The organism is Sulfurospirillum sp. UCH001, from assembly GCF_001548035.1.
GTDB lineage: Bacteria > Campylobacterota > Campylobacteria > Campylobacterales > Sulfurospirillaceae > Sulfurospirillum.
The window spans coordinates 306,265-325,558 of sequence record NZ_AP014723.1 but is presented as its reverse complement, the minus strand read 5'-3'; the positions used below and the strand labels follow the sequence as shown (position 1 = coordinate 325,558).

18 protein-coding genes, 1 pseudogene and 1 riboswitch are annotated in these 19,294 nt (G+C 37.6%); of the genes and pseudogenes, 9 read left to right on the top strand and 10 right to left on the bottom strand.

Annotated features, from left to right (window positions below; genetic code table 11):
• Positions 1–52 precede the first annotated feature (52 nt).
• A pseudogene (locus UCH001_RS01645) lies at positions 53–346 on the top strand (glutathione peroxidase); the annotation flags it as partial.
• On the opposite strand, the gene UCH001_RS01640 reads toward UCH001_RS01645, so the two are convergent.
• Positions 341–1,369 (bottom strand): YeiH family protein, encoded by a 1,029-nt coding sequence (locus UCH001_RS01640; RefSeq protein ID WP_067173439.1) that lies wholly within the window; start codon positions 1,367–1,369, stop codon positions 341–343. The pseudogene UCH001_RS01645 and the gene UCH001_RS01640 overlap by 6 nt on opposite strands.
• Positions 1,370–1,471: 102 nt before the next feature.
• Between UCH001_RS01640 and UCH001_RS01635 the strand changes: the two genes are divergently transcribed.
• The gene (locus UCH001_RS01635) at positions 1,472–2,353 is read left to right on the top strand and encodes a LysR family transcriptional regulator (RefSeq protein WP_067173436.1); all 882 of its coding nucleotides are present in this window, start codon (positions 1,472–1,474) and stop codon (positions 2,351–2,353) included.
• Positions 2,354–2,378: 25 nt separating this feature from the next.
• Here UCH001_RS01635 and ribB read toward each other — a convergent pair whose 3' ends face one another.
• Positions 2,379–3,014 (bottom strand): 3,4-dihydroxy-2-butanone-4-phosphate synthase, encoded by a 636-nt coding sequence (ribB, locus tag UCH001_RS01630; protein WP_067173434.1) that lies wholly within the window; start codon positions 3,012–3,014, stop codon positions 2,379–2,381.
• An 89-nt stretch (positions 3,015–3,103) separates the two neighbouring features.
• Positions 3,104–3,255, bottom strand: a riboswitch (FMN riboswitch).
• Between the two features lie 93 nt (positions 3,256–3,348).
• Here ribB and UCH001_RS01625 point away from each other — a divergent pair.
• Positions 3,349–4,341: an adenosine deaminase gene (locus UCH001_RS01625; protein ID WP_067173430.1), complete on the top strand. Its 993-nt coding sequence runs from the start codon at positions 3,349–3,351 to the stop codon at positions 4,339–4,341.
• Positions 4,342–4,362: 21 nt separating this feature from the next.
• Here the strand turns inward: UCH001_RS01625 and UCH001_RS01620 are convergent, their stop codons facing one another.
• Both UCH001_RS01620 and UCH001_RS01615 read right to left on the bottom strand, forming a co-directional pair.
• Positions 4,363–6,741, bottom strand: coding sequence for a diguanylate cyclase domain-containing protein (locus tag UCH001_RS01620; RefSeq protein WP_067173427.1), 2,379 nt, complete (start codon positions 6,739–6,741; stop codon positions 4,363–4,365).
• Positions 6,742–6,878: 137 nt separating this feature from the next.
• Positions 6,879–7,850, bottom strand: coding sequence for a GGDEF domain-containing protein (locus tag UCH001_RS01615; protein ID WP_067173424.1), 972 nt, complete (start codon positions 7,848–7,850; stop codon positions 6,879–6,881).
• 240 nt (positions 7,851–8,090) lie between these two features.
• On the opposite strand from UCH001_RS01615, the gene UCH001_RS01610 reads away from it, so the two are divergent.
• Positions 8,091–8,279, top strand: coding sequence for a CCE_0567 family metalloprotein (locus UCH001_RS01610; protein WP_067173420.1), 189 nt, complete (start codon positions 8,091–8,093; stop codon positions 8,277–8,279).
• Here UCH001_RS01610 and UCH001_RS01605 read toward each other — a convergent pair.
• The 6 genes from UCH001_RS01605 to UCH001_RS01580 all read right to left on the bottom strand — a co-directional run bounded on the left by UCH001_RS01605 (position 8,276) and on the right by UCH001_RS01580 (position 13,732).
• A complete protein-coding gene (locus UCH001_RS01605; RefSeq protein ID WP_067173417.1) occupies positions 8,276–9,046 on the bottom strand; it encodes an alpha/beta hydrolase in 771 nt (256 codons plus the stop codon). The two genes, UCH001_RS01610 and UCH001_RS01605, sit on opposite strands and share 4 nt — an antisense overlap.
• A gap of 3 nt (positions 9,047–9,049) precedes the next feature.
• Positions 9,050–10,312, bottom strand: a complete 1,263-nt coding sequence (gene xseA / locus UCH001_RS01600) for an exodeoxyribonuclease VII large subunit (protein ID WP_067173414.1) — start codon at positions 10,310–10,312, stop codon at positions 9,050–9,052.
• Positions 10,312–10,992, bottom strand: coding sequence for a bifunctional demethylmenaquinone methyltransferase/2-methoxy-6-polyprenyl-1,4-benzoquinol methylase UbiE (ubiE, locus tag UCH001_RS01595; RefSeq protein WP_067178434.1), 681 nt, complete (start codon positions 10,990–10,992; stop codon positions 10,312–10,314). Before ubiE ends, xseA begins: the two co-directional genes overlap by 1 nt.
• Before the next feature lie 171 nt (positions 10,993–11,163).
• Complete coding sequence (gene traT, locus UCH001_RS01590; RefSeq protein WP_067173411.1) at positions 11,164–11,934, bottom strand: complement resistance protein TraT; 771 nt, start codon at positions 11,932–11,934, stop codon at positions 11,164–11,166.
• Positions 11,935–12,025: 91 nt separating this feature from the next.
• On the bottom strand, positions 12,026–12,805 hold the full coding sequence (locus UCH001_RS01585; protein WP_067173408.1) for a hypothetical protein: 780 nt from the start codon (positions 12,803–12,805) through the stop codon (positions 12,026–12,028).
• Between the two features lie 9 nt (positions 12,806–12,814).
• Positions 12,815–13,732, bottom strand: coding sequence for a manganese-dependent inorganic pyrophosphatase (locus UCH001_RS01580; protein ID WP_067173405.1), 918 nt, complete (start codon positions 13,730–13,732; stop codon positions 12,815–12,817).
• Positions 13,733–13,884: 152 nt separating this feature from the next.
• Between UCH001_RS01580 and UCH001_RS01575 the strand changes: the two genes are divergently transcribed.
• Genes UCH001_RS01575 through UCH001_RS01555 form a run of 5 tightly spaced genes read left to right on the top strand, consistent with a single transcriptional unit; the run spans position 13,885 to position 19,285 of the window.
• Positions 13,885–15,966, top strand: a complete 2,082-nt coding sequence (locus UCH001_RS01575; protein WP_067173402.1) for a TonB-dependent receptor — start codon at positions 13,885–13,887, stop codon at positions 15,964–15,966.
• Positions 15,967–15,977: 11 nt separating this feature from the next.
• Positions 15,978–17,807 carry a nitrous oxide reductase accessory protein NosL gene (locus UCH001_RS01570; protein WP_231963949.1) on the top strand — a complete coding sequence of 610 codons (1,830 nt, stop codon included), beginning with the start codon at positions 15,978–15,980 and terminating at the stop codon, positions 17,805–17,807.
• Entirely contained in the window at positions 17,804–18,262 is a 459-nt protein-coding gene (gene exbB, locus UCH001_RS01565; RefSeq protein ID WP_067173399.1) for a TonB-system energizer ExbB, read from the top strand. The genes UCH001_RS01570 and exbB overlap by 4 nt, the downstream gene beginning before the upstream one ends.
• Entirely contained in the window at positions 18,243–18,623 is a 381-nt protein-coding gene (locus UCH001_RS01560) for a biopolymer transporter ExbD (protein ID WP_067173396.1), read from the top strand. The genes exbB and UCH001_RS01560 overlap by 20 nt, the downstream gene beginning before the upstream one ends.
• Positions 18,620–19,285, top strand: coding sequence for an energy transducer TonB (locus UCH001_RS01555; RefSeq protein ID WP_067173393.1), 666 nt, complete (start codon positions 18,620–18,622; stop codon positions 19,283–19,285). The genes UCH001_RS01560 and UCH001_RS01555 overlap by 4 nt, the downstream gene beginning before the upstream one ends.
• The last annotated feature ends 9 nt before the right edge of the window (positions 19,286–19,294 follow it).

Sequence of the window (19,294 nt, the reverse complement as noted above, 5' to 3'; positions counted from 1 at the left end):
TTATAAGGGTTATAAGCTAATTATACTATTTATTGATTTTAGAAAAGTTAGTCCATGCAATCAATTTATGAATCAAGAGCCCTTAAATGAAGAAGAGATCAAAAGTTTTTGTTCACTGACATATAGTGTTACATTTCCTATGTTTTCCAAAATCGATGTCAATGGTGAAAATACCCATCCACTCTACAAATACCTCAAAGAAGCCAAAAAAGGGCTCTTTGGCAGCGAAGCGATTAAATGGAATTTCACCAAATTCTTAGTTGATAAAAACGGTACAGTGATCAACCGCTATGCCCCAGCAACAAAGCCTGAATCGTTAGAAGTGGATATTTTGATCTATTTATAAACTCAAAGAGATTTTAACAATATAAAATCCACCAAACATCAACCATACAAATAAAATACTCGCCAAATAGATAGGTTTCATTCCTACATTTTTGAACTTCTCTATGCTCGTTTCCATGCCCAAAGCACTCATTGCCATTGTGAGTAAAAAAGTATCGATAGCATTGATATTGCATACCACTGTTTGAGGTAAAAGATCAAGTGAGTTAAACCCTGCCACGACAATAAACCATACTGCAAACCACGGAATCATGATCTTATTTTTCTGCTTTTTCGCTATATCTTGTGAGCTTTGAAGGAGCCAAATACCTAAAAATACAAGAAATGGCGCAAGCATCATCACGCGGATCATTTTAACGATCACGGCTGTTTGAGAAGCTTCTTCACCCAGTGCATTTCCAGCAGCAACGACATGTGCTACTTCATGAAGCGTTCCTCCAATGTAAACACCCATCTGTTCAGGTGTTAAAGGTATCACTCCCATGGTATAAAGACACGGATACAAGAACATAGCGATCGTTCCAAAAACAACAACAGTAGAGACAGCAATGGCACTTTTATGCGCTTCTGCATTCACTACTGGCTCTGTCGCCAAAACAGCAGCAGCCCCACAAATAGAGCTTCCAGCACTGGTTAAGATGGTCGTTTCTCTGTCGAGTTTTAGCCATTTTGTTCCCACTATATAACCAATGATAAATGTAGAAGTCACCACCATAGCACTGGTTGCAATACCTGAAAGTCCTACAGCTTGAATGTTAGAAAACGTAATACGAAAACCATATAAAATAATGCCCGCTCTCAAAAGCGTTTTTGTTGAAAATAAAATTCCACTCACCCACTCTTTAGGCAGTTTAGAACGCAACGTATTGGCATAGATCATGCCTAACACAATACCAATAATCAAAGGGCTAATTCCTAAATGTTGAAAAAAAGAAAACTCTCCAAGATAGGTTGCGGACATTGCAAAAAGGGCAACAAATAAAATACCACTCAGTGTATTATTTCGATTTTCTCTTTGAAACATATATATCCTTAAATCGTTTTGGAAATTATAAAATGTTTCTTTTGACAAGTAAAATAAATTATATTCGATATAATCATAAATATTTTTAATTATGGAGAGGGTATGACCTTTCAAGAATTGAGATTTTTTTATTATCTCTGTGAAGATTCGCATATCTCTAACTTAGCACAGCAACTGGGTATTACCCAATCAGCCATTTCTCTTTCGATCAAATCTCTCGAATCTCAAATAGGAGAGCCTCTTTTTGATCGCATTGGTAAAAAACTTGTCCTTAATGAAACAGGAAGGCTTTTTAAAGAAAAAACCTATTCACATTTTTTAGCTCTCAATGATGCTGAGAATTTTTTCAAAAAAGACAAAATATCGGGCATTTTAAACATTGCCTCTAGCAAGACGATCGGTGATTTCATCACACCCCATATTGTATTTGATTTTCTGATACAGCATGAACATGTCAATATCCACAAAGACATTCAAAATTCTGCACAGATTATTCATATGCTTAAGAATGGGCTAATTGATATGGGTTTTATCGAATCTTCGTGTGATGAGATCGATCTCATTAAAGAGCCTATTGGAAATGATGAGCTTATTGTTGTGAGCAGTGACGCTTGCCTTGGGGAGGGAGATTTTTTCATTGATGAACTTTTTCATAAAAAATGGATTCTAAGAGAAAAAGGCTCAGGAACGAGAGAAATCTTTTTAGATGCGCTTGGTGACATTGCCAAAGAACTCAATATTTTTATGGAGTTTTCAGAATTTGAAGAAGCAAAAACTATTTTGCTGAACAATCCTCAAACCATTACCTGCCTTTCAAGAGTTGCGGTTGAAAGTGAACTCAAAAGAAAAGAACTCTTTGAAGTGAAACTCATCAATCTAAAAATTGACCGTACGTTTTACCTCGTATATCATAAAAATAAATACCACACCAAGCTTTTTAGTCTCTTCAAAGCGTTTGTTCATACAAAAATAAAGCCCATATAAATACAAATCTATATGGGCATATCTCTTACATTTTATGCTCTTTTCGATACGCGATGATCTCATCAATACTTACAATAGGAAAATCATGTTGCGCCGCAAAATGATAAATGGTATCACCTACTGCCATCGTACCATCAGGATTGGTTAGCTCACACAAAACAGCATAGGGAGAAAGATTGGAGAGTCGCATCAAATCAACCGATGCCTCCGTATGTCCCTCACGTTCTAAAACACCATTGCTACGTGCGCGCAATGGAAACACATGACCCGGAGAGACTATTTTCGCTTTACCCTCAGGATGAATGGCTGCTTGAATAGTCGTAAGCCTGTCTTTTGCACTCACGCCTGTGGTAACACCATCTTTTGCTTCAATAGAAACCGTAAAGCCTGTATGAAATTTAGATTGGTTGTGGGTGACCATCATAGGGAGAGAAAGTTCGTCGACCTTTTCAGGTGGTAAACATAAGCAGACAATGCCACTGCATTCACGAATAAGAAGAGCCATTTGCTCGGTACTTAATGAACCTGCATGGAAAATAATGTCCGCTTCATTCTCGCGGTCATGTCTATCCAAAACGATCACACCGCTTTGGTTTTGAAGCGCAGCAATAGCTTGCTTAACATTGTGGTGAAGGGAAGTTCCCTTACAAATTTGATTCATGGTATACTCCTAAATATGAGTAAACTTACCAGAATCAGGGCATATGAAATATAGGCACCAGACTTTGTCATAAACAATGGCAATATGGACTACATTCTCTCTCATCCGGACTTTAACCGTTGGTTTTGGAATTACACCAAATCTGCTTGACCTTTTAATGCTAGCATTAAAAGCGCTCGCGGACTCTCTTTGTTACAAGATTACCGCCAGTAGGGAATTGCACCCTGCCCTGAGAAATAAGTTTCGCAGGAATTATACTCCACTCTTCTTAAAAATGTCACACCTAGTTGAGATGTGTCTTAGAAGTTTGCTATAATTTCTAAAAAGAGACCATATGAAAGACCTCATCACTAAACTTCCTAAAGCGGAACTGCACCTACACATCGAAGGCTCACTTGAACCTGAGCTCATGTTTTCTTTAGCGCAGAAAAACACTATTTCTCTTCCTTACAAAACGATTGAAGAGGTCAAACAAGCATATAACTTCACTTCATTGCAATCCTTTTTAGACATCTATTACGCTGGTGCGAATGTACTCATCAACGAGTCTGATTTTTTTGATCTTACATGGGCATATCTGCTTCGATGTCATGCTCAAAATATCTGCCACACAGAGATATTTTTTGACCCACAAACGCATACATCACGTGGCATTGCATTTAAAACGGTGATCGATGGCATAACAAAAGCCCTTCAAAAGGGTGAACAAGAGTTAGGTATTAGCTCATTTCTCATCATGTGTTTTTTGCGACATCTTAGTGAAGAAAATGCTTTTGAAACGCTCAAAGCATCACTTCCGTTTAAAGATAAAATCATCGGTGTGGGTTTAGACTCCAGTGAAGTAGGTCATCCACCTTCAAAGTTTCAGCGACTATTTGTTGAGTGTAAAAAAGTTGGCTATAAAATCGTAGCCCATGCTGGTGAAGAAGGTGACAGCTCGTATATCTGGGAAGCCATCAACCTTTTACAGGTAGAACGCATTGATCATGGTATTCGTTGTGACGAAGATGAATCCTTGGTAAAATTGCTCATCGAAAAACAAATACCTCTTACCGTTTGCCCTCTTTCTAACGTTAAACTAAGAGCAGTGAAAAACATGCAAGAGCACAATATTTTAAAACTTTTACGACAAGGCGTTTTAGTCACTGTCAATTCAGATGATCCTGCGTATTTTGGCGGATATGTGAATGAAAATTATGAAGCGATTTGTGATAATTTAGACCTTAGTAAAGAAGAGCTTAAAACCTTAGCTTCCAATAGTTTTAAAGCTTCATTTTTAAGCGATGAGAGAAAAAAACATTTCATCAATCAAATCTCACAGTATTAGAAAAGGGCACATCTGCCCTTTTTATAAACCATAAAAATAGATCCCATTTTTACCTGCATCCTTCGCACGATACATTGCAAAATCCGCTCGTTTTAAAAGTTCATCTTGATTTTTTTCACTACAATCAAAAACTACCACACCAATGCTTGCTGTACAAAGATGCTCAACTAACTGCTCTTCATTCTTATCATGGGAAACATTAATACTATAATACTTTGATAGACTATGACGAATTTTTTCGGCTACTTTTTGTGCTTGTGCTATGGATTCATCTTCATTTTTATGTAGCGTGCTAAGAATTACAACAAACTCATCACCACCAAAACGTGCTATGGTATCTACCTCTCTGACACACTCTTTGAGTCTCTCTGCTACTTGACACAATAGTAAATCTCCTATACTGTGTCCATAGGTGTCATTGAGTGATTTAAAATTATCCAAATCCAAAAAGAGTAATGCACTATGATGATGGTTACGTTTCATTTCCGCTAATGTATAATTCAAACGCTCTTTAAGTAACAGACGATTTGGTAATTTTGTCAATGTATCGTAAAATGCTAATTCTTGGACTTTATCTTGCATCGCTTTTCGCTCCGTTATCTCTCGCGTAATGCCATGATATCCTATGATTTCACCTTTTTTATTTCGTTCAGGCTTTGCGACAATTTCACCCCAAAGGATTCTTCCATCTTTACAGACATGCTCTATTTCGTAGGTTACAAAATCTGTACGAATACCTTTTCGTTCTGCCTCTTGCCTTTGCTCTATCTTTTCCATAATCGTTTTGATACCATCAGGCGTAAACATTTCAAAAACATGTTTTCCAACAACTTCATCGGCGGTGTACCCTCTAAATTTCTCATCAGCAGGACTAATATAGGTAATAAACAGATCTTTATCTGTCCGCCAAATCACATCAGTCACCTCTTCGGTAAGCCGTCTATAAAGCTCTTCGCTCTCTTTGAGTTTTGTTGCAGCCATACTTTTTTCAATGGCTATACTTGCAAGATTAGCAGAGTGTTCTATGAGCAATTTGTCTGACTCTTGAGGCGTTTGAGGTGATGAATGGTAAATAGCAAATGTTCCTAAAACACTACCATCTGATGCAAAAATAGGTTCTGACCAGCAGGACTTAAGTCCTGCACGAAGTGCTAATGCTTTGTACTCTTTCCAATAAGGATCTGTTGCAATATCTTCCACGATTACACACTCTTTGATGTATGCGGCTGTTCCGCATGAACCCACACCTCGTCCTATTTTAACATTCATCAAAGCTTCGTTATAAAAATCAGGCAAACTTGGAGCGATGACCTGTTCAAAAAACTTACCCTCTTTATCGAGTAAGAGAATACTGCATAGCATACGGGAATTTTGTTCTTCAACACCCTCAATAATTGCTTCTAGTACCCTTGATAAAGGCACCATTTTTGCAATCATCTCAAGAATATTATTTCGATAATGTTCTCGTCTTTCCGCTGCTTTTCGATTTTTGATTTCACAATTCAATCTATAATACCAATATCCAAAGAGTAAAAACAACAGTGCAACACCAATACTATACTTAAGCAATGTTTCCACACGAATACCTTGCTCAATTCGCATACCGAGCCAACGACTATAAATAATGTCAGATTCTTCAGATGAAATGGAAGACATAGCTTTTGTCATAATAGACGCAAGTTCTTTGTTGTTTTTTGGAAAGGCAAAACGGTGTTGGCTGGAAAATTCCGTTTGTCCAGAAAAACGAAGTTTCTCAAAACCATTGGTTCGTATTGTATAATTGATAGCACTCATATCACCCACATAGGCATCTGCTTTTCCATCACGTACAAATGTTAAGGCTTCTATGATACTTTTTACCAAAATGAGCTTTATTTGTGGATAATTCTTTTCAAGTACTTCTTGTGTAAAATAGCCTTTTTCAACTGCGACACGTTTTCCTACCAAATGGCTTAATTGACCTATAAATTCACCTTCTGCATTATCGACTATCATTGTTTGAGTATCACGATAGGGTTCAGAAAATAAAAAATATTTGAGACGTTCAGGTGTTTGAACGATGCTGGTGAGTACATCAATTTCACCTTGTTTGCCCATCTCAATCACTTCATCCCATGATTTTCCTTTAACGATCTCAAAATGCACACCCAGTTTTTGTTCGACAAGACGCAAATAATCTACAGCCATGCCAACATAGTTTCCATTTTTATTGTGCCACTCATAAGGAGCATATTCAAAATCCATACCTACACGAATTGTCGGATGTTCAATGAGCCATGTCTTTTCTTGCTCTGTTAATTGCAAATTAATTTTTCGTGATTTTGCAGTAATATCTGCAAAAAGAGATGCAGGAGTAAGGAGAAAAAGAGTGCACAAGAGATAAGCGAGAAACAATTTCATTGTTTTACCTCCTTATCTTTGCTTCTGTACTTAGCATAAATCGTCTTTAGTAAAAAGACTCTTAAGTATCTATGACTGGTATGAAAAGGATCACTATTAACATGATTCAGTAACATACCTCATCATCTTATTATCATTTATTTTGAAACAAAAACATTGACGCAATTTTTTCCAGCACTTTTTGCTTCATACATAGCATGGTCACACTGGCTTATCAGTGTATCAAAGTTGCTCGTAGCGCTATAAGCACACAATCCAAAACTGCACGTTATTGAGCCTATCGTCTCAAATTCTGTTTGGGTAATAATAAAACGTATCTTTTCACAGGCTATTTTTGCCTCTTCAAGACTGACATTTGGCAAAATGAGTAAAAATTCCTCACCACCCCATCGCCCAAACGTGGCATTCACGCGAATAGCACTTTTTACAATTTTAGCGAGATGCCTAAGAACCTCATCTCCTACATTATGCCCATACGTGTCATTGATGTTCTTAAAGTTATCGATATCAAACAATGCCACACATAGCGATGTCTCATAGCGGTTTGAACGTTCTATCTCTCGTTGAAGTATCTCTTTTAATTTACGTCGATTGTACGTTTGTGTCAGTTCGTCTTCTTCAGCAAGTTTTTGCAGCTTGGTATAAGAGGTATACAGAGCTAATTCCATGACATACACAACAAATGTTAATAACCCTAAAGAGAAGACATATCGAAAAAAAGCAACTTTATCCCAAAGTCCTTGTTGCCATACTCCAATCCCTTTATGCGCCATCCAAAAGACGCACCCATACAACGCGAGTGTATACAAAAGGCCTTTTTTATGACCGTTTAGATTGATTGCAATAATACAAAAAAAGATATTCCATATTAGGCCAAAACTCTCATTTTTATTAAAATACGTAAACGCCACAAAGAAAATAAAAAAGTAGCTAGTGACAATAAACGTACTGAGTTTAATACGATGTGTTCGTCTGAGAAAAATCATCGATGCTATAGAGATAGAAAAACCAATAGTATCTATCAATGCAATCGTGTAATAGTGTAAGAAAAAAGCATTATAAAAAAAGAAAAATCCAAATGTAGACGCACCTAAAGCTGCAAAAATCATGACGAGCGAATATTGCCTACTGGCATAGGTATTAGGTGATATCCGATTTGAAACAAAAATTCGATGAAAAAGATGAGACATCAACACTACTCCAAATAATCCTCATAACAAAGCATTAGCCACTATATCGGATAAAAGCTTTAAAACTGTTACATTGTATGCAAGATACATCATAACATTTTATTTTTCATACGGAATACTCCTTGCAACTCTCATGAAAAATGATCTAAGGAGTATGTGATGGATGAAAAAGAGCTCAAAAAAGAGCTTGCGCGATTAAAACGTATAGCAGTTGAAATTGCAGGGGAAATTCACGATATTGTTGAAGATACCCTCTGGATCAAATACAAAGAACTCCCCATTCTTTCAGCCAAAATTGTTGAAGCGATCAAAGAAGCAGAAGCGTTTAAAGAAACATACCACCTTTAATGCGACAACACCCACTGAGAGATTTTGCTCACAACTTCTTGTTCAACACCGTTAAAACCATGATAGCCAAAAGCATTACAAGGATCACCCTTTGTCTGTCCACCTTCAATCGCAATAAGCTCTTTGGAAGAGGCATTGAGTTTACTCATCAGGGAAGGAACCAAATCAAATGAACAATGCGAACAACCATCATTTTGATGGTGTACTACTAAAATGGGTTTTGTAATTTTTTCAAGATCCATTTTGGTAACGGCTTTACTTTTGGCATCAGAAAGAATAGTGGATGTTAACACAAACCCATGAATAGCTTTTTGTTCTGTCAATTCTGTTGCTGCATACGCAACGGATTGTGTACCTCGACTTGTGCCAACCAGCCAAAGAGGAGCTGTTGTTTGCGTCTGAACCCATGCGACAATAGCGTTTATATCTTGTAAATGTTCTTTTGTCTGGCGAAAACTATTAAGATAAGGCTCACTTTGGCGATCACTTGGAGCATCAACAATAACAACCATCAATCCTTCTTTAACAAAAAGCTCACGTGTTCGGATCAAAAAGTTACCTTCACCCCAACCAAACTTTCCATCACTGGTAAGTTGAATCCCACCATGTCCTCCTGCAAAAAGAACAACAACTGCTTTTGGTACATCTGGAGAAAGAACCAAAAGACGCTCACTTACATTACTACGTGTTGGAACATCGATAACTTTTGGAAGAATATCCGCACATAAAGAGAGAGTCATTACAATCAAAATGGTCAAAAAACGCATAGCTTACTCCTGTTTTAGAGTTCTTTTTTCAACGGCTTTCGCTTTTAAAATCGTATGAGGTGTTTGAAGCTCAAACGTTTCACCCTCATCAATTTTTTCTAATGCAATTTTTTTACCCTCTTTCACAATTTGAGCATAGCACTCTTTTTGTTCGCGGGTTGGTTCTTTCGAGTTGAGCGCTAGAGTATATGAAGAGAGTAATTGTTCTTTTTTAGCAAGATTTTGTCTGGTTTGAAAATGAATTTGCTCTTGAAGTAAGCTCACTTGACGTGATTTTTCACGATGTAGAAGTGCTATTTTATCATTGTATTGGCTTTGCAATATGCTGATCTCATTTTTCCATAAAGAGAGTTTTTCATCGATAGAACGTTTAGCAAAAAGACGTTTTAGGTGTTCCAATGATTCCTCTTTTGAACGCAATATTCGCCCAGAAATAAGGGTGTAGCGCTCCATCATACTATCGATGCGTTGAAGCATCTCTACACTATCAGGAAGTATCATTTCTATCGCGGCTGATGGAGTAGAGGCTCTTAAATCAGCTACAAAATCACTAATCACATAATCGATTTCATGCCCCACCGCAGAAACAATTGGTGTTTGTGAAGCAAAGATCGCATCGGCTACCACTTCTTCATTAAATGCCCACAAATCTTCCACAGTCCCGCCCCCTCGTCCCACAATAATGACATCGACACCCAATGTATCCGCTTTCGCGATATTGCTAGCAATGGAAAATTTTGCACCTTCTCCTTGAACAAGTGTATCGAGTAGAGTGATTTTGACCAGTGGCCAACGCTTCGTCGCAACGCGAAGCATATCTTGGAGGGCTGCCCCTGTTCCTGATGTGACAAGAGCAATATGACGTATAAAACGAGGCAGTGCTTTTTTACGTTCCACATCAAAATAGCCTTTTGCACCAAGCTTCGCTTTGAGTTGCTCGTAGGCTTTTGCAAGTGCTCCGCTACCTGAAGGTTCCATCATCATACAATTAATCTGATACGTTCCTCTTGGTGAAAAAACGGAAATAGAGCCATGAATGACAACTGCCATTCCCTCTTCAACTTGAAATTTTAATGCCTTGTTGTTTCCCTTAAACATCACACACGAGATAGAAGAATCAGCATCTTTGAGGATAAAATAGAGGTGACCTGAACTGTGATACGTAGGTCTCGAGACTTCACCTTCTACACTCACATGTAAAAAGGTGGTCTCAAGCAGTGACTTGATTTGATTGTTTAAACTTGAGACGCTTAGTGTTTGGTTCATTAACGTTTTTTAGCAATAACCAATGTTGAAATATCCATTGAAAAACTTTTAACAAATTCTGTTTCAAAACCAGCAACATCGAGCTCTTTTTGAAGCATTGATGGCGTTAAAAAACCTTCAATAGAGTTTGGAAGATACTCATAGGCCTCTTTATTTTTAGAGATAATTCCACCTAAAATTGGTAAAACTTTATTGAGATAAAAATCTTTGAGTGCAAAGAAAAAGCCTTTTTTCTCATCTTTTGTAAATTCCAAGATGACAACATAACCACCCTTTTTAACTACACGTGCAAATTCGCTAAACGCTTCTTGACGTCTTACCACATTGCGAATACCATAGCTGATACTTAAAATATCTGCACATTCATTTGGTAGAGGAATTTCTGTCGCTTCAGAAATAACAAATTCAAACTCAGGAAATTTTTGCTTGCCAACATCAGTCATACCGGTGGAAGGATCAACACCTAAAATCTTACCGATCTCGCGCCCTGCTTTTTTAGCTTGCTTTGCCCAGTAGCCCATCATATCGCCAGTACCACATGCAACATCCACAATTAACTCAATAGGCTTAGAATAACGTGCAAACGTTTCATCACACGCTTTTTTTCTCCATTGTATGTCAATCCCCATACTTAAAACACGGTTTGCAGTATCATAGGTTCCTGCGATTTCATTGAACATCTGCACGATTTTCTGTTGTTTGTTTTCGTTATTCTCCAAAGCAATTCCTACATGTAAAATATCTGCCAAGAAATTGGCGAGTGCTTAAATTCTGCCTCGCATGAGGCTAGCTTGAGTGCCCTAGTGGCAAACGTAGCACCAAAAGCAAAGCTCTTGGTGCGTATGTCAAGGTTAAAACAGTCCAGCAACCTGCTGTGCAATTTTGTCTTCTAAGATTGGAGTTGCCTCATAAAGGTTCAAGTCCATTTTCGTTGCTTCTGCAAACATCATAGTGCGATGTTCGATGAAATCACTCTCATACGATTGGGAGCTTGAAGAGTAGCTGTTGCTGTACATTTTACCACTCGCATCTGCATCACGAATTGGTCCACCAAAGCTATTCATCGTACCTGATTTTTGTCCATCTCTAATGCCAGCTTGGCCGCCTACGTTACCCGTACTTGCCATAACTTTGCCTTTCGCTTTTTCACGAATAACAATGTCAACTTGCATTTGATAGATAGTATCTTCTGTTGCTTTTCCAATCAAACCACCGACAACGGCACCACCAAGTCCAGCAAGAGCCATGCTTCTGCCATTACTTCCTGAGTTTGCGATAGCACCAGCAGCACCACCCATTAGAGCACCTGATGCAACGTTGTTTTCGCTCTTTTTATTACAGAATAAAATATTTGTCATCAACACATATGTTGCTTTTTCAGGATCATCGACAATGGTATATCCTTTAGCATAAAGCGCTTGGACAATACGGTTTTCTAAGTTAATTTGTGTTCCACTTGTATTTTTAGTAGAGATAAAAACGGTTCGTTTTTCTTTCGCTACAGGGTTAATAAAAACACTCTGTGTCATACGTGCACTTGTTTGAAGTTCACTTGTTGCACATCCAGTCATTAAAACAAGCGCAGCACTCATTGCAAGTCCTACGTGTACTGTTTTTTTCATTGCTCATCCTTATTTAAAAAATAGGTGCGATATTGTACCGCAATATCCAAAATTATTATTGAAATAGTATCAGTTCAATGCAAATGAAGTGTTAATAAAGCGCCTTTTTCAGCCTTTTGGCTATACGAAACTCCTCTTTTTTAAGATACTTTTTGACAAAAAAAAGTAGCGGCATTTCACTTTTTTTTAAAAGATAAAATCCACTCTGTTCACGTAGAAAAAAACGCATATCTAGAAGAAGTGTTGCATAGGCTTTGTGCTGTACAAACTTGAGTAATAAGACTCTATCATTACACCGAAAAGGAAAAAATGCATTCAAAAGTCTCTCTCTTAAAATCGGATCAAAAATAACCGTAGAAATCATAAGAAGATAACAGATATTTTCAGCTCTCTTGCAAAGATTTTTAACCGCTTTGGCATCATCCTCTAAAAGAAGCTCCACTTCACGCTCTAAAAACTGCATCTCACGATACAAAAGAACTTTGAGCACTTTTTGAGTACTCATACCAGAACTAAAAGCAAAATCAAATGGTTTTGTACCTAATTTATCGCATCTTTTGTACACTTCTAACAGTGAAAAATTATAGTTTTGAGGTAGTCCAAATAAGGAGAGATAGCGGTTTTTGTAACGCTTATCGTCACTTACATCTGCGCATAAAAATGGATGTAGATCTTTTTCGAATGCTTCACATTCTTTAACTGTCTGAAAACGAGCGCCTAAGATAGCAAGTCGTTTGGAAGCATCAGGATGATTTTCAACAAAGACTTGTTGTAGATTTTTTTTATACTGAGAAGAAGTGGTGAGGATAGACTTTACCACTTCTTTAGGATTTTGAATAAGATACCGTCGCTTGATGGTGCACTTCTTCACATCAGTGCTTTAAAACTGCTTTTCCATCACAGGGATAACCTGTTTTTTACGACTTAAAATGCCATCTACCCACATCTCATGATTGACAAGTTTTGTGTTAAATGCATTTTCAATTTTACTTTCATCATCGCTAACAACTAAGAATTGTGAACCTTCGATCATAATGTCAGTTAAAAGAAGCATGACGGTATGACGAGACCCCTCTTCTTTATACGCTTTTATGTCAGCAAAAAGCGCTTCTTTCATGCCATCGAATACTTTAAGGTCAACCACTTCTAGCTGACCAATACCGATTTTGTTTCCGCCCATTTCAAAATCTTTGTAATCGCGAAGTAACAATGCACGTGGGGTTGCTCCAACCACAGCTGATTTGACTAAGAACATCTCCATACCAAGCGCTTTAAAATCTTCTACGCCTGCAATCGCTGCTAGTTCTTTAACGGCTTTGGTATCGGCTTTGGTACATGTTGGAGATTTGAAAAGTACAGTATCACTTAAAATTGCCAACATCATTGCACCTGCAATATTTTTTGGAATTTCAATCTTATAGTGATCATACATCTCTTTGACAATAGTATTGGTACAACCAACAGGGCGAATCCAACATTCAAGAGGTGTTGTTGTCGTGATGTCGCCTAGTTTATGATGATCTACAATACCTAAAATGTTTGTCTCTTTAAGATTGTGTGGTGCTTGTGCAAGATCAGAATAATCAGTAATGTAAAGATTATCACCTGAAAAATCATTTTTTAACAAAGGTTTTTCAAGTCCAAAGGTCTTTAAAATAAACTCCGTCTCTGGGCTAATTTCGCCTTGACGTGCAGGAGTACATGCTTCTCCAAGCTGTGTTTTAAGATAAGAAAGAGAGATCGCTGAAACAATAGAATCAGAATCGGGATTAATATGTCCGCAAGCATACGTTTGCATCAAAATGTCCTTTAATTTTTTTGTGTAATTATAGCCGATTGTACCCACTTTTTTGAAATAATCTCTTTTGAAACTTCATTGTCTGTTTTATTTAACACTAATTTTATACTCACCTATAATAATTTAATTTCAATTTTTTATAAGGATAATATATGATAGACCAGAAATGCCTCTTCTATAGTCTTGCTCTTTTGCCACTTCTTGCAAATGCCGAATCTATACAGTTAGACAACATCAGTGTCACTGCAACAAAAGTTGAAACAGGAACAAAAGAAGTTTCTCAGTCGATCGCTGTTGTCAATGCACAAACCATCGAAGACAAAAACGTTCTTGATGTGAGTAGCGCTTTGGAAAATATTCCAGGTGTTAATGTTGAAAGTTCGAGCAACTCACCTAGTCCAAGACTGATCATTCGAGGTGCAGGCCTTAAAGCGAGTTATGGGGTTAGAGAGATTATGGTTATTAAAGATGGTGTTCCTATGACCGATCCTGATTCATTTACACGCTTTGACTACATCGATATGCAAGATGTACAAAGTATCGAAGTTCAAAAAGGTCCTGGTTCTATCAATGCAGTCAATACAACAGGCGGTGTTATTCAGCTTATCACAAAATCTGTTTTTGAAGAAGATAGCAACAGCATTAAAATAGGTGTTGGAAACGATGGACAACGCAACCTCAACTTGAAATTAAGAGAAAAAATTGACGATAATGACTTCGTCTCTATGAACTATTCACAACGAAAAATTGATAACGACTGGCGGGACAATAACGCATTTGATTCGAAACAACTCAGCCTTAAATACGGCCATATTTTCGATGATGACGCTACATTTGAAAGTGAACTCTCCTACACAGAATCTAACTTGGAATTACCTGCATCAATGACACGAGCGGAGTTTGAAGAGTTTAAACGCACAGGAGAACAGCATAACACCTCTAGCCCTTGGCAATATACCGCTAGAGATTCAAAAATTCTCTCGTTGAACACAAAATATTCAAAAGAGATAGGCAATTTTACCTATAAACCACGTTTGTATATCAACAAATGGGAGCATTTCCACCCTGTTACAGGTATGATTAATGATGCGGACGAAAACTATGTCTATGGAACAGATTTAGAGACTGACTATGCACATAAACTCTTTAACCGTGATGCTATGTTAGTCTTTGGCGTTACCGCAAAACAAGACCGAAGTGATGATGCTAAAAAATATCAATACGCTGACACTGTCACTTCAGGCACAGGGCGTATTTTAAAAACACTCTCTAACCAAGAAGGTGCTTTAGCCAATGTTGAAGACTCTCTTGCCACCTTATACGGTATCTATGCAATGGAAACCTTTTCTCCATTCGATAAAACAACAATTGATATTAGTGCTCGTGCCGACAAACTCTCTTTTGACGTGAGTGGTAACGAATACAGCTATTTTAACTATTCGACAGGAAAATACGCTGCTGGAGTGGGTGCATACAGCATTGATAAAAGTTATACGCTTCTCTCTTCCAAGCTGGGCATCACCTATGCTATTACAGATGCAACCAATATCTACAGTTCTATCGCTTTTGCCAACCAAGCTCCAACGACCAGTGAACTCACCGACAATGATGCGCTCGATAAAACAAAAAGTATCAATTACGAAATTGGACTTAAAACTCGTACAGGTGACTTTGCTTACGATATGGCAATCTACCAAAATGATGTAAAAGATGAAATCATCCAAATCAAAGATGCCGGCGGCAATACCATCTATGATAATGCAGGTCAAACACAAAAACGAGGTTTTGAGTTTTTAGGAACATACCATCTCACTCGCAACCTCAATTTTGGCCTTTCGTATGCATACAGTGACTTCATTTATAAAAGCTTTCAAGAAAAAGTTGGAGCTGCGTTTGTAAGTCGCGATGGCAATCATCTTCCTTACATTCCTAAAACCCAATACGGTCTAGAAGCAAATTATCGTATGGATAACGGTTTTAAAACACGTATTCAAACCAAAACCTGGGGTGATTACTACCTTGATAATGCAAACTCTGACAAATACACCGGATACGATTTTGTTACCGATGTTATGTTTGGGTATGAGCACAAAGAGCATCTCATTCAGCTTAATATCAACAACATCTTCGATAAGCATTATGCAATGCAAGCAGACAAAAGCGTTTATGGTGTCGAGAGTTATAAAGCAGCAGCACCTAGAAGTGCGATGGTTAGCTACCGCTACAAATTTTAAAGGAAACGGTAATGGTTAATCAACAAAAACGAGATAGAAACGACCTTTTTGCAAATCCTATAAGTGCGTTTTTCTTTAAAAACAGAACTTTTTTAATGTTACTTAGAATGAGTGTTTTAGCCCTATTTGTCTATGCCATCTTCTTAGGCTTTATCGCTCCTACAAAAGAGCAAAATGGTTTCACAACCATCCTCTTTTGGTCACTATTTTGGCCACTTTTTATGGTGGTAACACTTTCGACATTTGGACGCCTATTTTGCGGTATCTGTCCCCACGCTTTTGTGGGGAAATTTTTAACCAAAGTAGGACTTAATAAAACACCACCCAAATGGCTTCAACAACCTCTTATCGGTGTCCTTTTACTTTTTTTTGGTTGGTGGACGGTCTATTATATCTATCCAACGGCCTATAAATCACCTTTAAGTAGTGCTATTTTCTTTACAGTCTTAAGTGTTTTAGCCTTTTTATTTTTTTTCATTTTTAAAGAGATGAGCTATTGCAAATACATTTGCCCTATCGGTACACTGACACGTGCCTTCTCAAAAGTCTCGTTTACGTGGTTAGGAACCTATGCATCAAGTTGTCAAACATGCAAAACATTTGAATGCACAAAAGCCTGTTCTTATAATCTCAAACCTTTTAGCTTTAATTCCAAAGTCTCTATGGGAGATTGTACGCTTTGTATGGACTGTGCTCAAACATGTGAGTCTGTGCATTTTAAACTCACAAAACCATCATCCTCACTCTTTCAAAAATTTCAAAGCTCAACCGCTGAAATCTGGGCAATTTTACTCATAACAGCGGCTATTACCATCACGATGAGTTTTCACCATGCGCTAAGCCGTGTCGCCATTAGCGATAGTTATTTTTGGGTTCAATTTGGACAATGGCTACAAAATAATCTTCGCATAGAAGGCATTGATTATATTGGTGTTAGTGCCCTTATGTGTGCATCTATCATCACCATTTCTCTTGCTGCTGGTGGAACATTCATTGCCTCTAAACTCTTAAATTGCAACTTCAAATCAGCCTTTTATACTCTTTCATATGCTTTTATCCCCATTTTCATTATTGGTGGGTTGTCTCATACGTATGAATTTTTCTTTTTACATCACTACAGCAACATTGTAAACGGCTTTATACAGGGGTTTCATCTTAACATTGAGCCTGTGAAACCTCTTGCAACCAAACAAGATACATGGACGCATTTCTTTGGTATCATCAATTACATTGCCATTGTGTGGGCATTGCTCATTATGGCAAAACGTATCACATTTTTTAAAGCCTCTGGATTTAAACGCCTCCTCGCATTTTGTTTTGCATCTTTACTGATCTTCTTTTATCTTGGTCTTAACGTGTATCGCTCTTATGCTTTTACAACCTATGGCGCTAAACAAGGTGGACATGCACAACATGGAAGCAGTAAAGCCTTATTTGCGAGTGTCCCCATAGAAAGAGCCACCCTACTTCAACACGGTGAGAAAAAAAATCAAGGGGTGGTTTGTGGTATGCCTCTGGATAAGCATTTTAAAACAAACCATAGCGCAAAACTCAATGGTGAAATAAGGCAATACTGCTCAATTCACTGCCTTGCCGAAGATGTATATGTCAGACATTTACCGCTTCAAGACATTCAGGTTGTCGATGTTTCATCACTAAATTTTATCGATGTTACAGAAGCTTTTTATGTTGTCGGTAGCCGTATCAAAGGAACGATGAGTGAAACCAGCCAGTATGCCTTTGCATCAAAAGAGGACGCAAAAACATTTGTTGCTCAAAATGGAGGAGAGATTAAAACATTTGATGAAGCTTTTGAAGTAGCGATCAAGGATTTCAAATGATGTCTATTACTTTCTTGCAAGATGCTGTGGACTATGGAATTATAGGGCTTCTAAGTGTTATGAGTTTTATGACACTCTTTTTTTGGATTGAACGACTTTTATTTTATCGTACCATCAAACTATCAGACTATACCAGTAAAGAAAAATTAGAGATGGATGTGACCAATCACATCCACATCCTCTCTACTTTTGGTTCAAATGCCCCTTATATAGGTCTTTTAGGAACCGTTTGGGGTATTATTATCACATTTTATGCGATGGGACAAAGTGGACAAATCGATGTAAAAACGATTATGTCTTCTTTAGCATTAGCACTTAAAGCAACCGCTATGGGCTTAGTAGTAGCCATTCCCGCTGTCTTTTTTTATAACCATTTAGTGCGAAAAATTGAAAAAATATTAATGTGCTGGGATATCAATAAACAAGGTAAAAACGATGAAAATACGTCGTTTTGAAGGCATCAATGTAGTACCTTTCATTGACATTATGCTGGTACTACTTGTCATTGTACTCACAACAGCAACGTTTGTAGCACGAGGGATTATTCCTGTTGATTTGGCGCAAGCCTCTTCTTCTGCCCCTTTGACACCTTCAAAAGAGCTTGTTATTAGCATTATGGAAAATGGAAGTTACTATCTCAATGATAAAGCGATAACATTCCAAGACCTTGAATCTGAACTCATACAGTATGATAAAGCCCAAAGTTCTGTCATGATTAATGCTGACAAACATGTTTCGTTTGAACCATTTGTAGCACTACTCGATGTGCTGAAACAGCATCATTTTGAGCATATTGGAATTGTGACAAAACGATGAAACGTTATAGTTTAGCACTCAGTTTAACATCGTTTATTTATCTTTTTATCGGAGCAACTTTTTTGTACCAAAGTACGGTGGTAAAAAAGCCAACACCACAACCTTTGACATCGATAGCAATAAGTCTTTATACTCCCAAAGAGGCTCCTCTTGAAGAGCCGCGACACCAAGAAGAAACTCCCAAAACACCTGAACCAAAAAAGATACCGCCACAAGAGCGCCCAAAGCTATCCAAACCAAAACCTGCTCCTAAAAAAGAGACTATGGTTGAACCACCTACGGAATCTTTCGTTGCCAATGAGACTACTAATGAGAAGCCTGTACAAGAACCTGCACCTGCCATTGCACATACTCAAGAAGTATCTAAAGAGTCGTTGCAGGCATATCAAAAAAATTATTTAGAAGATTTAAGAAGACGTATCAATGGACATAAAATTTATCCAAAAGTCGCGCAGACAAGTCATATTGAAGGAAGTGTAAAAGTAGAATTTACAATCTCTCCTAAAGGAGAGTTACTCTCATTTGTCATCCTAGAAGGAAAAAAGATCTTTCATAAAGCTACAGAAGAAGCTATTCAAAAGAGCTTTCCATTTCCTTTCTCTGAAGATCTTTTTACCTCAAGTATGACATTCCAAATTGAGCTTAGTTATACCCTACTGTGATACACTAAG

Excerpts from the sequence above, each read along its gene's own strand:
- UCH001_RS01570 (WP_231963949.1), top strand. The coding sequence starts at position 15,978 with ATGGTTAATCAACAAAAACGAGATAGAAACGACCTTTTTGCAAATCCT.
- UCH001_RS01615 (WP_067173424.1), bottom strand. The coding sequence starts at position 7,850 with ATGATTTTTGCAGCTTTAGGTGCGTCTACATTTGGATTTTTCTTTTTT.
- ribB (WP_067173434.1), bottom strand. The coding sequence starts at position 3,014 with ATGAATCAAATTTGTAAGGGAACTTCCCTTCACCACAATGTTAAGCAA.
- UCH001_RS01625 (WP_067173430.1), top strand. The coding sequence starts at position 3,349 with ATGAAAGACCTCATCACTAAACTTCCTAAAGCGGAACTGCACCTACAC.
- UCH001_RS01640 (WP_067173439.1), bottom strand. The coding sequence starts at position 1,369 with ATGTTTCAAAGAGAAAATCGAAATAATACACTGAGTGGTATTTTATTT.
- xseA (WP_067173414.1), bottom strand. The coding sequence starts at position 10,312 with ATGAACCAAACACTAAGCGTCTCAAGTTTAAACAATCAAATCAAGTCA.
- UCH001_RS01555 (WP_067173393.1), top strand. The coding sequence starts at position 18,620 with ATGAAACGTTATAGTTTAGCACTCAGTTTAACATCGTTTATTTATCTT.
- ubiE (WP_067178434.1), bottom strand. The coding sequence starts at position 10,992 with ATGTTCAATGAAATCGCAGGAACCTATGATACTGCAAACCGTGTTTTA.
- UCH001_RS01580 (WP_067173405.1), bottom strand. The coding sequence starts at position 13,732 with ATGCAAACGTATGCTTGCGGACATATTAATCCCGATTCTGATTCTATT.
- UCH001_RS01610 (WP_067173420.1), top strand. The coding sequence starts at position 8,091 with ATGGATGAAAAAGAGCTCAAAAAAGAGCTTGCGCGATTAAAACGTATA.
- UCH001_RS01605 (WP_067173417.1), bottom strand. The coding sequence starts at position 9,046 with ATGCGTTTTTTGACCATTTTGATTGTAATGACTCTCTCTTTATGTGCG.
- traT (WP_067173411.1), bottom strand. The coding sequence starts at position 11,934 with ATGAAAAAAACAGTACACGTAGGACTTGCAATGAGTGCTGCGCTTGTT.
- UCH001_RS01560 (WP_067173396.1), top strand. The coding sequence starts at position 18,243 with ATGAAAATACGTCGTTTTGAAGGCATCAATGTAGTACCTTTCATTGAC.
- UCH001_RS01635 (WP_067173436.1), top strand. The coding sequence starts at position 1,472 with ATGACCTTTCAAGAATTGAGATTTTTTTATTATCTCTGTGAAGATTCG.
- UCH001_RS01620 (WP_067173427.1), bottom strand. The coding sequence starts at position 6,741 with ATGAAATTGTTTCTCGCTTATCTCTTGTGCACTCTTTTTCTCCTTACT.
- UCH001_RS01575 (WP_067173402.1), top strand. The coding sequence starts at position 13,885 with ATGATAGACCAGAAATGCCTCTTCTATAGTCTTGCTCTTTTGCCACTT.
- exbB (WP_067173399.1), top strand. The coding sequence starts at position 17,804 with ATGATGTCTATTACTTTCTTGCAAGATGCTGTGGACTATGGAATTATA.